10 protein-coding genes are annotated in these 13,913 nt (G+C 69.3%); 6 read left to right on the forward strand and 4 right to left on the reverse strand.

The genetic code is table 11. The features are described from left to right. Positions 1-54: 54 nt before the first annotated feature. Positions 55-2,838 (reverse strand): alpha/beta fold hydrolase, encoded by a 2,784-nt coding sequence (locus ACFFIO_RS08840; RefSeq protein ID WP_378041219.1) that lies wholly within the window; start codon positions 2,836-2,838, stop codon positions 55-57. 405 nt (positions 2,839-3,243) lie between these two features. On the opposite strand from ACFFIO_RS08840, the gene ACFFIO_RS08845 reads away from it, so the two are divergent. From ACFFIO_RS08845 to ACFFIO_RS08870, 6 genes are all read left to right on the forward strand, one after another. Beyond that, positions 3,244-4,236, forward strand: coding sequence for a phosphate/phosphite/phosphonate ABC transporter substrate-binding protein (locus ACFFIO_RS08845; protein ID WP_366218491.1), 993 nt, complete (start codon positions 3,244-3,246; stop codon positions 4,234-4,236). Continuing rightward, positions 4,226-5,014, forward strand: a complete 789-nt coding sequence (gene phnC, locus ACFFIO_RS08850) for a phosphonate ABC transporter ATP-binding protein (protein ID WP_366218490.1) — start codon at positions 4,226-4,228, stop codon at positions 5,012-5,014. The genes ACFFIO_RS08845 and phnC overlap by 11 nt, the downstream gene beginning before the upstream one ends. 1 nt (position 5,015) lies before the next feature. Further along, positions 5,016-6,659: a phosphonate ABC transporter, permease protein PhnE gene (gene phnE, locus ACFFIO_RS08855; protein WP_378041220.1), complete on the forward strand. Its 1,644-nt coding sequence runs from the start codon at positions 5,016-5,018 to the stop codon at positions 6,657-6,659. Position 6,660: 1 nt separating this feature from the next. Beyond that, positions 6,661-7,941, forward strand: a complete 1,281-nt coding sequence (locus ACFFIO_RS08860; RefSeq protein WP_366218488.1) for a cytochrome P450 — start codon at positions 6,661-6,663, stop codon at positions 7,939-7,941. A gap of 47 nt (positions 7,942-7,988) precedes the next feature. Beyond that, positions 7,989-8,888 carry a PaaX family transcriptional regulator gene (locus tag ACFFIO_RS08865; protein WP_378041221.1) on the forward strand — a complete coding sequence of 300 codons (900 nt, stop codon included), beginning with the start codon at positions 7,989-7,991 and terminating at the stop codon, positions 8,886-8,888. Positions 8,889-8,967: 79 nt separating this feature from the next. Continuing rightward, positions 8,968-10,419 carry an alanine/glycine:cation symporter family protein gene (locus ACFFIO_RS08870; protein WP_378041252.1) on the forward strand — a complete coding sequence of 484 codons (1,452 nt, stop codon included), beginning with the start codon at positions 8,968-8,970 and terminating at the stop codon, positions 10,417-10,419. 112 nt (positions 10,420-10,531) lie between these two features. On the opposite strand, the gene ACFFIO_RS08875 is transcribed toward ACFFIO_RS08870, so the two are convergent. The 3 genes from ACFFIO_RS08875 to ACFFIO_RS08885 form a co-directional block, all read right to left on the reverse strand. Then, the gene (locus ACFFIO_RS08875) at positions 10,532-11,251 is read right to left on the reverse strand and encodes a class II glutamine amidotransferase domain-containing protein (protein ID WP_366218486.1); all 720 of its coding nucleotides are present in this window, start codon (positions 11,249-11,251) and stop codon (positions 10,532-10,534) included. 271 nt (positions 11,252-11,522) lie between these two features. Beyond that, the gene (locus ACFFIO_RS08880) at positions 11,523-12,932 is read right to left on the reverse strand and encodes an MFS transporter (protein WP_378041222.1); all 1,410 of its coding nucleotides are present in this window, start codon (positions 12,930-12,932) and stop codon (positions 11,523-11,525) included. Positions 12,933-13,047: 115 nt separating this feature from the next. Next, positions 13,048-13,884 carry a TspO-related membrane protein gene (locus tag ACFFIO_RS08885; protein ID WP_378041223.1) on the reverse strand — a complete coding sequence of 279 codons (837 nt, stop codon included), beginning with the start codon at positions 13,882-13,884 and terminating at the stop codon, positions 13,048-13,050. Between the last annotated feature and the right edge of the window lie 29 nt (positions 13,885-13,913).

Below are 13,913 nucleotides of genomic sequence, written 5' to 3' on the forward strand. Positions count from 1 at the left end.
CGGGCAGGCTAAGCAGGGCACGGCGCCGAAGCGATCCGGAGGTTCTCCCGGCGATCACTTCGCCCGGTAGTCACCCCAGTTCCGCACGTCCCACATCCGTGCCGGCTGGCCCGGTACCTCGCCCGAGGTGAACCGCGCTGCTCCCAGGTCCAGGTCCGAGCCGGCGTCCACGCGGGCGGCGAGGCGGTCGAGCTGCCGCGGTGTGGTGGACGGCCAGGTGCCGGTCTCGATCCGGTCGAACAGGGCAGTCAGGGCCGCTGCCTCCTCCGCGGAGGTGAAGGTGCAGTGCCCCTCGGAGGCCACGAAGGTCTGGCGCAGCTGGCGCGCGGACCCGGCGGCGGTCACGGTGGACCGGTAGGCGGCATCATCGGCGATGGTCCCGGCCCCGTCCCCGGTGGTGTGCAGGGACAGCACCGGGGCCTGCAGCCGTCCGGTGAAGGTGGCGGTCTGCTCCACCAGCCGGACCGTCTCCGGATCGGCCGAGAGCCGTTCGGTCTCATCCAGGGTGCGCAGGTCCTCAGTCAGGGACAGCCCGGCTTCCCGGTAGGCCTGTTTCACCTCGGCCCAGCGGCCGGAGCGCTGGAGCTCGCGCCGGTAGTCCACTCCCGTGTTCCAGGAGAAGGTGCCGCCCACGGTCTGTTCATAACCGGCACGCACGTGGCTGCCCATCGCAAACGGCAGGTGCTCGATGTACCGGTCGATTCTCTCGTCCAGACGCCGACGATCAATCTCCCCGCCGGTCTCCGGGTCCACGGCGGGAATCTTGCTGAGGGCAGCGGCCAGCACGGCACGGGCCCTGCCCTGCTCGGTGGAATCGGCCAGTGCCACCAGGTCATTCATGGCCTGCAGCTCGGCCGCACGGTCCTCGATGCCCTGAATCTGCATGGCCGAGTCGGGATCGACCAGCTCGCGCAGGGCGAAGGCGGTGTCCAGCTTGTAGTTCCAGGTACTGATGGCCCCCGCGCCCCCACCGCACATCGGCAGGGAGCCGGCCAGCCACTCCGGGGCGGCATCCGCGACGATCCTGGTCGTCAGCCCGCCCTGGGATCGACCGGCCACCACCACGTCATCGGCGTCACCGGCCAGTCGCTCGAAGGTCTCCACGGCGGCCTCGGCATTGGCCTCGTCCAGCACGAGGTCCCAGCCGTCGCTCAGCTCATACCCGATGGTCCCGTACCCCTGTTCGGCCAGCCACTGAGCGGTCACCCCGGTGAGATCGTCCCGCCCCGGCATCACCACCAGGTCACCGTTCCATTCCGCCGGCTGGTGCAGCGCGTACGCCCGCTCCCCGCCCAGCATCCCCTGATGGGACACCGCCGCGGGGGCCGGCCCCCGTTCCGGGCGGTTCTGTGGGTCAGGTCGGGCGGCGGCGAACGAGCCACCCCGGTCCAGTCCGTCACGGCGGGCGATGCGGTCGGCGGCCCGGTTCAGGTGTGACGGCTTCGTGGTGGAGCCCCAACGACCGGTGTCCAACCGCTGTTGCATCGCCTCCACGAGGACGGCGATCTCCGCATCGGCATAGGCACAGTGGCCGGGCCGGTCCACGAACGCCTGACGCAGCAGGGACTCGTCCCCGTTCTCCCGCGCGCGATCCGCATAGGTGCGGGCCTGCGTGACGGTGGGCGCGGTGTCCCCGGTCTCATGCAGGGACAGGACGGGGCCGTCGATCTCGCCGGCCGGCGTCGCGTTCCGCTGCATGTAGGCAACCGCCTCCGGATCCGCGGAGATCCGCTCGGCGCCCGCCAGGGTCTCCAGGTCCTGGTCCAGGGAGAGCCCGGCCTGGCGGTACAGGTTCCGCACCAATTGCTGCTGGTCGGAGCCCTGCAGGGCCTCCGTGTAGTCGACTCCGGTGTTCCAGGAGAAGTTGCCGCCGGCACGGTCCTCGAGGGGCTGCCGCGGCGAGACCACCCCGAACATGAACGCCTGGTAGAGCTGGTCCTGCTGGGCGGCCCAGTCGCTCGCCGAGGGCTTCTCGTCCTCCGCCTGCGTCCACGTCGGGATCTGCGCCAGGCTCGCGGCGAGCGCGATGCGGGCGCGGCCCTCCGGCGTCGCCTGCGCCGCATCCAGCACCTCACGGAAGGCTGCCTGGCGTTCGGCCTCATCACTGATGTTGACCAGCTGGAGGCGCTCGTCCCCGGGAGCCAGCAGGGTCCGCAGGGCGAAGGTGCCATCCAGGCTGCCGTTGAGCATGGGGATAGCCCCGGCCACGGAACCGCACAGGGGCAAGGCCGCGTCGATGATGCCCGCATGCTGCTCCAGGGCGGCCACCGAGGTCAGCCCGCCCATGGACGAGCCCCAGGCGATGACGTCCTCGGGCTCCCCCAGCCGGTCACGGACGGCGTCCATCACCAGCGGCTGGTTCTCCAGCAGCCCCTCCACGGCCCATCCGCCCTCGGCCGCGGAAGTCCCCGCGAGCGCATATCCGCGCTCCACGAGCCAGTCGACCACTCCTTCGCTGGGTCCGGCCGACGGGTCGGATCCGCCGCCCCCGTAGCCGGGGTTCCAGATCAGCACGGTGCCGTTCCATCGCTCCGGGGTCATCAGCACGTAGTGCCCGCCGTTCGGCAGGTCTCCGCGGACGGTTTCGGAGGCGCCCGGTCCACTGGCCGTGGACGACGTCGGCCCGGAACCCACCGCTCCCACCGGCCCGGCCAGCGCGGGTGCGGGACCCAGCAGTGACGCGGTGAGCGCGGTGGCCAGGGTGGCGCCGGCGAGAACGCGTCCGCGCGGCTTCCCCGGCGCCTGATCCGTGCGAGTCAGGAAGGTGCGGGCGTGGGGCCGGCGACGGCTGTGGTCGTCATTCCGGTCAGATGAGTTCTGGGGAGGGGCAGTGGACATGTTTCGGGCTCGCCTTCGGTGCAGGAGATACGAGGAATGAGGACCACGAGACGCGCATGGGGTGCCAGAGGTACACAGACTGCATATTTTGTGCCGCTTCAATGACTAACTGCGGCTGGTGACCGCCATCGTCGTCGAGGACATGCGTGGGATGGCTCATACCGTGGCACGCCTCTGCGCGGCTGTCAACGCCTACTCCTCCGAGATTTCCATTGACATCTACAACTGATTCTGGTGTGATACCAAACACGTTCACCTTGCACCTCCTGCCACTCGCATCAATTGGCCACACTTATTCAACCGACCAGACATTTACCTGACCTCCATTGGACGCACGCCTGGCCCACAGCAGAACCACGCCGGAACCACCCCTGACCCCCATCTGGACTTTCCCGAGGAGAGACCATGCGCACCCATCTCAAGACCCTGGGCCTCCTGGCCGCAGCCGCGATCGCCCTGACAGCCTGCGGCGAGAGCCCCAACGCCCGCCCGGCAGACACCACGAGTGATGCCCCCGCCGAACTCGTCTTCGCCGTGGTCCCCACGGACAACAGCGAGGAACTGCTGGCCTCCTTCGAACCGGTGGTCGCGGCCATCGAGGAGGAGACAGGCCTGCCGGTGGAGATCCAGGCCGTCAGCAACAACGCCGGCGTCATCGAGGCCCAGGTCTCTGAGCGCGTGGACATCGCGGTCTACGGAGCGTTCTCCTACTACCTGGCCTCGGACGTGGCGGAGGTCGAGCCGGTGGCGAAGGACCAGCTCTCCCCCGAGCCCGGTTCCGGCTCGGTCAGTTCCCTCGGCGTCACCGCACCCGGCAGCGGCATCAGCTCACTGGAAGACCTCAAAGGCAAGGACGTGTGCTTCACGGACCCGGCCTCCACCACCGGGTACCTGGCCGCTGCGGCCGCCCTGATGGAAGCGGACATCAACCCGGAGGAGGACCTGAACCCCGTCTTTGCCGGCTCCCATGACGTCGCGGTCACCCAGATGATCGCCGGTGACTGCGATGCGGCGTTCGTGGCCGAGACCTTCGTGACGGAGCTCCTGCCGGCCCGCGGAATCATCCAGGACGGGGACACGGAGACGTTCTTCACCTCCGATCCCATCCCGGGTACGCCCATGGTGGTGGGCTCCTGGCTCTCCCAGGACATCAAGGACGGCGTGGCCCGCGCCATGGAGAAGTACGACGCCGTCTCCGCCGTGGAGGCCGGCTTCTGCGAGGAGGGCGCCCAGCGTGAAGCCCCGGCCCCGTGGGGCGAGGACGTGGCCGGCAGCCCCGCCTGCGAGTGGGGCGGCACGGGCGCCTTCGCCTTCGAGCCGGCTACGGACGCCGACTACGATCCGATCCGCGAGATCTGCGAGACCACCCAGGCGGAGGTCTGCCGTGATGACGCTTGAGAAGCCCGCGGCCGAGACCGCGCAACACTCCCCCAGCATCACCCTGGACGGGGTCGTCAAGCGGTTCGGGGATAACACGGTGCTGCACGGGGTGGACCTGCAGATCCACCCCGGCGAGTTCATCGCCCTCGTGGGCCCCTCCGGTGCCGGCAAGTCGACCCTGTTGCGCCTGCTGAACGGCAGCCACTCACCGACCGAGGGCCACGTCCAGGTCCTCGGCCGGGAGCCGGCCCGCTGCAGCCGGCGCGAGCTTCGGCGCCTGCGCACCGAGATCGGCTTCGTGTTCCAGCAGTTCGGCCTGGTCGGCCGGCTGACTGCGCTGGAGAACGTGCTGATGGGTGCCCTGGGCTCCCTGAGCATGCCCCGTTACGGGATCACGACCTACCCGAAGCGGTTGCGCGAACGCGCCGTGGAGAACCTGGAGCGGGTCGGCCTGGTGGACCAGCGCTTCCAGCGGTGTGACACCCTCTCCGGCGGCCAGCAGCAGCGCGTGGCCATCGCCCGCATGCTGATGCAGGACGCCCGGCTAGTGCTCGCGGACGAGCCCGTGGCCTCCCTGGACCCGGCGGCCAGCATCTCCGTGCTGGAGACCCTGAAGAAGCTCAGCGCCGAGGACGGCTTCACCGTGGTGTGCTCCCTGCACCAGGTGGACCTCGCCCTGGAGGTCTCGGACCGGATCGTGGCGGTGCGGGACGGGCAGTTCATCCTGGACAAGCCCACGCACACCACGGACGAGCCGGAGATTCGCGCCATCTACCAAGCCCACCGGGGTGCCTGACATGCCCACCACGCTCATGCCGCCGGGCACCCGGGGCCGGACTCCGGAGCCCGCGCTGGCCCGGCCGCCCCGGGCTCCCGCCGCCACCTGGGTGATCCCGCTGATCCTGGGGGCCGTCACGGTCTTCGGACTGTGGTGGATCGACGTCCGCCCCGCGGCCATCGCCGCCGGCTTCGAGGACATCACCCGGCTGCTGGGCCGGATGTTCCCCGCGACCACAGGCCCCGTGCCGGAACTGGCCGCACTCGTCCTCGAGACCCTGCAGATCGCGATCGCCGGCACCGGCATCGCGGCCCTGGTCTCCATCCCGCTGGCGGCCGGCGCGGCGAACACCTTCACCGGGCCGCGCTGGGTCCAGTGGCTCTGCCGCACGCTGATCGTGGTCAGCCGCGCCGTGCCCTCCCTCGTCTTCGCCATCATCTTCGTGCGCATCTTCGGGCTCGGCCCGGCAGCCGGAGCCCTGGCCATCGCGTTCCACTCCGTGGGCATGATCGGCAAGATGATGACGGATGTCTTCGAGGAGATCTCTGCCGCACCCCGGGAGGCCGTGAACGCCACCGGGGCGAACCGCTTCCAGGTCTTCGTCGCCACCACCTTCACCCAGGCCTTGCCGCAGATGACCTCGTTCGTCCTCTACCGCCTGGACATCAACATCCGCGCGTCCTCCATACTCGGCCTCGTGGGCGCCGGCGGCATCGGCGTGGCCCTGCAGCGCTCCATCGGCAGCCTGGACTACCCGCGCGCCGCCGGGATCATCGCCGTCATCATCGTCCTGCTGCTCGTCCTCGAGCTCATCTCGAACCTGGTGCAGCGCGCCGTGTCCGAGCATGCCGGGGACACCAAACACTCGATGACGTTCCCACCGGGCAAGGAGCTCTCCTCCCCCGGCTGGAACGCACCCCGGGTGGGCCGCAGCGCCGGGCTGCTGGCCGGCGTCGTGCTCTTCATCCTGTCCCTGTCCGCGCTGAGCATCTCCCCGGACCGGCTGGCCCGGGGCTGGGAGAACGCCGTGGCCATGCTCACCGGGTTCGTGCCGCCGGTGTTCACCGCGGAGATCGCCCTGGGCCTCTTCGAGAGCCTCGTGATGGCTTTGACGGCCACCACCTTCGGCGTGCTGATCGGACTGGTCATCGCGGTGTTCTCCACGGATCACTTCGTGAAGGTGCCGTTGCTCGGCTGGGCGCTGCGTGGTGTCATCGTGGTGGTCCGCGGCGTGCCGGACATCGTCTACGCGATCGTGTTCGTGGCCGCCCTGGGGTTGGGACCGTTCGCCGGATTCCTGGCGCTAGCCATCTCCTGCACGGCGCTGGCCTCCAAGTTCTTCACGGATGCGCTGCAGAACATCGACCCGAGCCCCATCCGCGCCCTCGAGGCCGTGGGCGCCGGCCGGCTCCAGGCCTTCGTGTCCGGCGCCTGGCCCCAGTTCGCCCCCTCCTTCATCGGCAACAGCCTGTTCACCGCGGACCTGGCGCTGCGCGAATCGGCGGTCCTCGGGATCGTCGGCGCCGGCGGCATCGGTTTCCTGCTCCACGAATCCGTCACCTCGATCGACTACCAGTCCACCGCCGGGATCCTCATCGGCCTCATCGTCGTGGTGGTCGCGGTCGAGCAAATGGCGCGCTGGGCGCGCAGGAAGGTCATCTGAGATGACAACCCCACACCCCCCGAGCACGACGACGGCCGGCACCGGCCGTTGCCCGTTCACCGGAAACTCAGCTCCCGAGGATTCTGGCGAGGCGCGCCAATCCGAGTGGTCCCCCGACCGGAACGAGACGTTCGGCTCCGCCCACGCCGACTATGCGGCCCTGCGCGAGCAGAACCCGTTCCCCTGGAGCGCGGACTACGGCGGGTTCTGGGCGGCCACCACCTATGAGGACATCCTGGCCATCACCCAGGACGACGAACTGTTCAGCACGGCCAAGCAGAACGTGGTGCCGCACGTCCCCCGGGCGTCCCGACGGCCGCCGCTGCACTTCGATCCGCCGGAGCACACCGACTACCGCACCGCCATCGATCCGGTGTTCCGCCGCTCGGTGGTTACCGAGCATGCCGGCGCCTTCCGGGACAGCGCCCGCCGGCTGGTGGACGGGATGCTGACGGAGTCCTCCCCGGACGGAGTCCGGCATCTGGCGGCCCCCTTCGCCATGGACTGCTTCGCCTCCCTGCTCGGACTGGCCCGGGACCAGACCCGGGAGATCCGCGAGATCGGCGTGCGCTACGGCTTTGCCATCCAGGACATGGACAACTCGGTGATCGAGGAGTGCAGCAAGCGGCTCTATGAGATCGCCCGCGAGATCTACGACCGGCGGCTGGCGGAGGACCCGGACCCGTCCCGGGACCTGGTGGCCGGCCTTCACCGCGCCGCCCTGGACCCGGACACGGCCATCACGGAGACCAGTGCCGTCGCCACCATCCGGCAGCTGATCGTGGCCGGGATGGGAGCACCCCAGGCCGTGCTGGGCAGCTGCATCGCCCACCTGGCCACGGACCTCGATCTCCAGGCGCACTTGAGGGCCCATCCGGAGGACCTGCCCTCGGCGATCGAGGAGATGCTCCGCCTGCATGCGCCGTACCGGGTGTTCGCGCGGACCGCCAAGCGGGACACCGTGATCCACGGTCGGGCGGTGGCCCAGGACGAGCCCATCGCCCTGATCTTCCCCTCCGCCAACCGGGACGAGACCCGCTTCGAGGACCCGGACACCTTCGTCCTGCGGCGCAAGCAGAACTCGCACCTGGCCTTCGGGCGCGGTTCCCACAAGTGCCCGGCCGCTACGATGGGACGACTCGAGTTGCTCATCGCCCTCGAGGAGCTACTCGCCCGGACGGAGACCTTCTCATTGGCAGGGGACATCGTGATGATGAACTGGCTCGAATACGGCCCCCGCTCCGTTCCGCTGACCCTGCGCCCCGCTGACGGGATGCCGTGAGCCCCACGGATCCGAGCCGCGGGAACCTCCCCCGCTACCAATCCGGTGTGGCACCGCAGCGCATGCTCACAGTGCTGCTCGGCGACTACTGGTTCGGCCGCAGCGAACCCCTGCCCTCCAGCGCCCTGGTGGAGCTGCTCGGTGCCCTCGAGATCACGCCCTCCAGCGCCCGGGCCGCCATCCAACGGCTGGCCCAGCGGGGGTTCCTCGTGGCCCACAAGGATGGCCGGCGCACCTCTTACTCCGTCCACGCCGGCAGCCGGAAGACCCAGGCCCAGCGCGTCGAGCGGATCTTCCAGGCGCACCGCGAGCGCCCCTGGGACGGGACGTGGACCATCATCACCTACCGGGTGCCGGAGACCGCGGCCCCCCTGCGCCGGGCCGTGCGGGACACCCTGCGCCAGCTGCGGTTCGGTCACCTCAATGACGGGGTCTGGATCAAGCCGGGCAGCCACGCCGAGGAGGCGTTCGCCCACCTGAAGCAGGGCGACGAACCCGTGCTGACACTCGTGTCCCTGTTCGAGGGGGCCCGGCTGCCGGACTTCGTCTCTCCCCTGGAGCTGAGGCGTGCCTTCGATGCGGACGCCCTGGACGAGGAGTACCTGTCCTTCGCCCTGCGGTGGGAGGCCCGGGCCCGGGACCTCGGAGACCAGTGGCCTACCGGCGTGGAGGCCCTGCGCCTGCGCACGGAGGTCCTCTCCGAATGGCGGCCGCTCGCCCACCAGGACCCCCGGCTTCCCAACGCCCTGCTGCCCGATGAGCCGCCGCTGCGCCGCGCCGCCACGGCGACCGCCCTGTTCTATGACGGCCTGGGGCCCTCCGCGGAGAACGCCGTCCGGAAGATCATCGAACGGCACCAGCCCGAGCTGGCGCCCCTGGTGCTCCACCACACCTTCGCGGCCTCGGACCGGCTGCTCGACCGGGACGGCGCTGAGGCACCCCGCTGACCCCTGACGAGGCCCGTTGCCCCGAGTCGCCTCGGTCCAGGGCGCTCTGCTGTGACTACCATGACCCATGCAGAACTTCCTGGACACCCTCGCCGGCCACGTCCTCTGGTTCAATGACCGCTACTGGTATCTGGTCATCGCGCTTCTGGTCATCGCCGGCATCTACTTCTCCATCCGGACCTTCGCCGTCCAGATCCGCTTTCTTCCGGAGATGTTCCGTTCGGTCGTGGAACGGCCTGGTGGGGACGATGCTGAGCAGGGTGTCTCGGCCTTCCGTGCATTCACGGTGTCCGCGGCCTCCCGGGTCGGAACCGGCAACATCGCCGGCGTCGCGTTGGCGATCAGCGTCGGCGGCCCCGGTGCCGTGTTCTGGATGTGGCTCCTGGCCGTGATGGGCGGGGCCACCGCCTTCGTGGAATCGTCCCTGGCCCAGCTCTACAAGGTGCGCGGCAAGGACGGCTTCGTCGGTGGGCCGGCGTACTACATCCGCTACGCATTGCGTCAGCCCTGGCTGGCCACGTTGTTCGCCGTCATCATCACCGTCACCTACGGTTTCGTCTTCAATGCCGTCCAGTCGAACTCCATCAGTGACTCCGTGCAGGCCAACGTGGGCGAATCCACCACGGTCGCCGTGGTGACCGGAGCAGTCGTCGCCGTGTTGACCGCCGCTGTCATCTTCGGCGGCATCCGTCGGCTCTCCTCGGTGACCAAAGTGATCGTGCCGGTCATGGCGGTGAGCTACATCGTGATCGCCCTGATCGTGGTGCTGATCAACATCACCGAGGTCCCCGCCATGATCGCCCTCATCGTCGGCCATGCCCTGGGATTCGAACAGGTCACGGGCGCTGCCTTCGGCGCCGCCCTGATGCAGGGCATGCGCCGCGGCCTCTTCTCGAATGAGGCCGGCATGGGCTCGGTACCCAACGCGGCGGCCACGGCAGCGGTCTCCCACCCGGTGAAGCAGGGTCTGACTCAGTCACTCGGCGTGTACTTCGACACGATCATTGTCTGCTCGGCCACCGCCTTCATCATCTTGCTGTCGAACCCGAGCTTCGGGTCCGAGAACGTGGAAGGTGTGTCCCTCACCCAATCAGCACTGGAAGCCCAACTGGGAGGTTGGGTCGGCCCGTTCCTGACGGTGGTGATCTTCTTCCTGGCTTGGTCGTCGATCCTCGGCAATTACTTCTACGGCCAGTCCAACATCGAGTACTTGGCGGGCGAACGTGCTCGGCCCTGGATCCTCGCCTACCGCCTCCTGGTGGTGCTGTGCGTCTTCGGCGGTGCCTTGGGTTCGGTCGCCCTGATCTGGAACGTGGCAGACCTCTTCATGGGATTCATGGCCACCATCAACCTGATCGCGATCATCCCGCTGGGCGGCTTGGCCGTGAAGATGCTCAAGGACTACGAACGGCAACGGGCTCTCGGACTCAACCCGGTCTTCCGCTCCTCCAGCCTTCCCGAGGCTCGTGGCGTGAGCCTGTGGCGCGAAGGTGAGACCGAGGCCATGCAACTGGTCTCCAAGAGCGACTGACCGCAACCCCGGCAGGCGTCCGCGAAGGACATCCCGGCCGTCGTCGCCGACTGGGGTGGGCACTCCAGAGCCGCTGAGTAGCGACAGGCCTTCCTCGTCCGGCGGGGCCGGCTCAACTCCTTCCAACGCCTCCGAGCCGCGGCACGGCCTCGTCGTCGTGGAAGTCCCGGTCCCGCGCGCGGCCGCGGGCCTCGAGCACGCGGAGGGTGGCGGTCGGCAACAAGGTGACGCCGGAGAGGCTCGTCCGCGAGGGCGGAACCATGCGGCGGTGGTCCGGATCGCGTTCGAGCGCGGCCCGGCCGGCCGAGGTGTCGGTACCGTCAGCCGCCAACAGGCTGGGCAGGGTGGAGGCGAAGCGCAGCCGTCCGGCCCCGGTGCTCAGGTACAGCAGCCGGGCTCCCTGCCGGTCCCGGGCCAGCAGCACCTTCTCACGGGGTGCGTCCACGAGGGCCAGGGCGAAGATCCCCTGCAGGTGGTCCACGAAGTGCTCACCCCACCGGTGGTAGGCCGCGAGCACGACCTCAGCGTCCGAACCCGACCGGAACGGGAAGCACTCGTCCAGGTCGTCACGCAGGTCCGGTCCATTGTCCAGCCGACCGTCGAACATCAGGCACCAGCCCAGCCGCTCATCGAGCATCGACTGGGCCGTGGCTCCGGCCTGCTCGCCGGTCTCGGTCGGGCGATGGCCCACCGCCACCCAACCCCAGTCACAGATGCCCGGATCCGCTGGTCCGCCCGCGTCCCTCGCCGCGTCCATGGCCTGGATCATCCTGTCCACACTGGCGGTATCGGCCCACGCCCCGCGGACGGAGACCTCGCCGGCGATGCCCATCGTCACATCCCCCGCAGGCTGGACGACACCATGAGCACGGGCAGTGCGCGTGCCCATGGGAACCGGGCGGGCTCGATGAGACCAGCCGTCCCATGGCAGGAAGCACTAAAGGTGGTGGTCAGTGGAACAGCGTTGGGCACGAAGGCCTCCTCGAGAGTCGTTCGAAGAGTTCGCGGCCGCTGCTTGACCGTTAACACGAATGGGTGATGTTTAGTGTACCAAGGATGTGACCTGGAGCACGTCACATGTGACAGAGGCGTCTGAGCCAGGGCTACGGGGCGGCGCGGTCCAGCTTGGCCAGCTCCGCGGCCTCGGTGCGCGTGGTGTGTAGTTCGTCGATGCCCGCAAGTGTCTTGTCCTTGGTCTCCTTGGCCGTCAGCGCTGCCACCACCGAGATCAGGCAGGCGCCGCTCACTACAAGGGACACAGCGAGCCAGTTGGTGCCCTGGGCGCCGGCCACTGCCGAGGCGACGATCGGGGTGAGGCCGCCGGAGACGGCGAAGCCGATCTGGGTACCCATGGCCAGGCCGGTGACGCGGACCCGGGTGGGGAACATCTCGGCGTAGAACGAGGGCCAGATGCCGTTCGAGAGCGAGTAGAGACAGCCGGAGAGGATGGCTCCGTAGACGAAGATCAGGGTCCAGTCCCCGGCCGCCACGGCCCCCAGGTAGGGGTACATCATCACCGCGGGTCCCACCACGCCGGCGATGAAGACCGGTTTCCGGCCGATCTTGTCCGCCAGCAGTGCGCCCAGTGGGATGGCCACCAGGGCCACGGCATTGGCCACCACAGCCACGGTGAGCATGGTGGAGCGGTCCAGGCCCACCACCGAGGTGGCGAAGGAGAGCGACCAGACGAGGAACACCACGTTGACGGTGTTGATCATGGCCGCGCAGGCGATCCGGGCCACGGCGGCCTTGTGGAACGTGACCATCAGGCTCAGCGGGGTCGCCGGCTTCTCCCCCGGCAGGTGCGCCTTGGTCTCCTCGAACGCCGGCGGTTCCTCCAGCCGGCGGCGGATCACCCAGGCGACGACCACCACTACGGCGGAGAGCCAGAACGGGACGCGCCATCCCCAGGAGAACAGCTGCTCCTCGGTGAGCAGGGTGGTGAACGGGATGAAGACGGCGGTCGCCAGCAGCGTGCCGAACTGGGTACCCTGCAGCGTCCAGCTGGTGGTGAAGGCCCGCCGGTGCTCGTCCGAGTGCTCCAGGGACACGGAGATGGCGCTGGCTTGCTCCCCGGACGCGGAGAGACCCTGGATGATTCGGCAGAGCACGAGCAGGGCTGGGGCCCACAGCCCTGCCTGCTCGTAGGTTGGTAGACAGCCGACGAGGAAAGTGGCCCCACCCATCATGAACAAGGTCAACATCAGCACGAACTTCCGGCCCATCCGATCCCCGAGTGGCCCCATGACGAGCGCGCCCAGGGGCCGCACCACGTAGGCCACCCCCACGGTGCCCATGGAGAGCAGAATCGCGATACCCGGTGAGGCGTCCTCCGGGAAGAACAGGTGGTTCAGCACCAGGGCCGCGGCCGTGCCATAGACGGCGAAGTCGTAGTACTCCAGAGCGGAGCCGATCCACGCGGCCAGGGCCGCCTTCTTCGGGGTCTTGCCGTGGGTGGCGGCCGGCGCACCGGCCGTTCCGGCCGCCCCGGCTGATGAGGACTGTTCGGACATGGCGGGCTCCCTCCAACGGTGGTCCTCCATCGTAGGGCCGGACCTGACCGGGTGTACCGCCCAGCCGTGCGGTGGGCTCCGGGGCCAGCCCACCCGGGGCCTTCACACCCTCTGTTCAACCGCCAAGACGACGCCGGCCGGCCCGTTCGGCTGGCTCCGCCCGCCGCTCCGCCGCCACCCGGAACACCACAGCCGCAATCAGCACCACGGCCGCCGCGACTCCCGCTGCCACCGCGGTGCCGGTCGATTCCAGCCCGCCGTCCAGGCGGCCCACGGTGATCCAGGCGAGTCCCCAGGTCAGAGCCAGGGCGGGTGCGGTCTTCCCGCCGCTGCGCCAGGCGGTGGCCACCCCGATGATCGCGGCGACGGCCAGCACCACCGAGGACAGCACCGTGACCGGCAGCCCGAAGCCGTCGAAGCCGGCGGCACCCAGCACGGCGGAAGTGTTCGCCACGGTGGCGATGGTGACCCAGCCCAGGTACAGGCCGAAGGTCCCGTCCGTGATCAGGGCATCAGCCCTGCCCTCCGACGCGGTACGGACCAGCAGCATCAGGATGCGGCCGAGCACGGCGAGCAACGCCACGATCACCACCAGGCTCAGGTTCAGCCAGCCGAACTGCACCACCCAGATCCACGCGGCGTTGAGCAGCATCGCGGCCACGGCCCACGGCCGCAGCAGCCGCTGCCGATCGGACCGGCGCTGGGCGGGCAGCAGCTGCCAGATCGAATAGGCGAGCAGTCCCAGGTAGATCACGGACCAGATGCGGAAGGCGCCGGAGGCCGGCGCCAGCGGCGTGGAGTCCTCATTCAGCCACCCACCGGCCGCCTCGGCGATCGGCGTGCCGCCGAGTACCCCGCTGCCGAGGAACGCCCCGGCGGTGGCGACGATCCCGCTGACGAGCACCAGCAACGGAATCGCAAGTCCGGTGGTCCGTGGGGCAGTGGCATCCATGGGTCTCTCCTCGGGTGGCAGGTCAGTCC

Origin of the sequence: Citricoccus parietis, assembly GCF_042433045.1 — a bacterium.
GTDB lineage: Bacteria > Actinomycetota > Actinomycetes > Actinomycetales > Micrococcaceae > Citricoccus > Citricoccus parietis.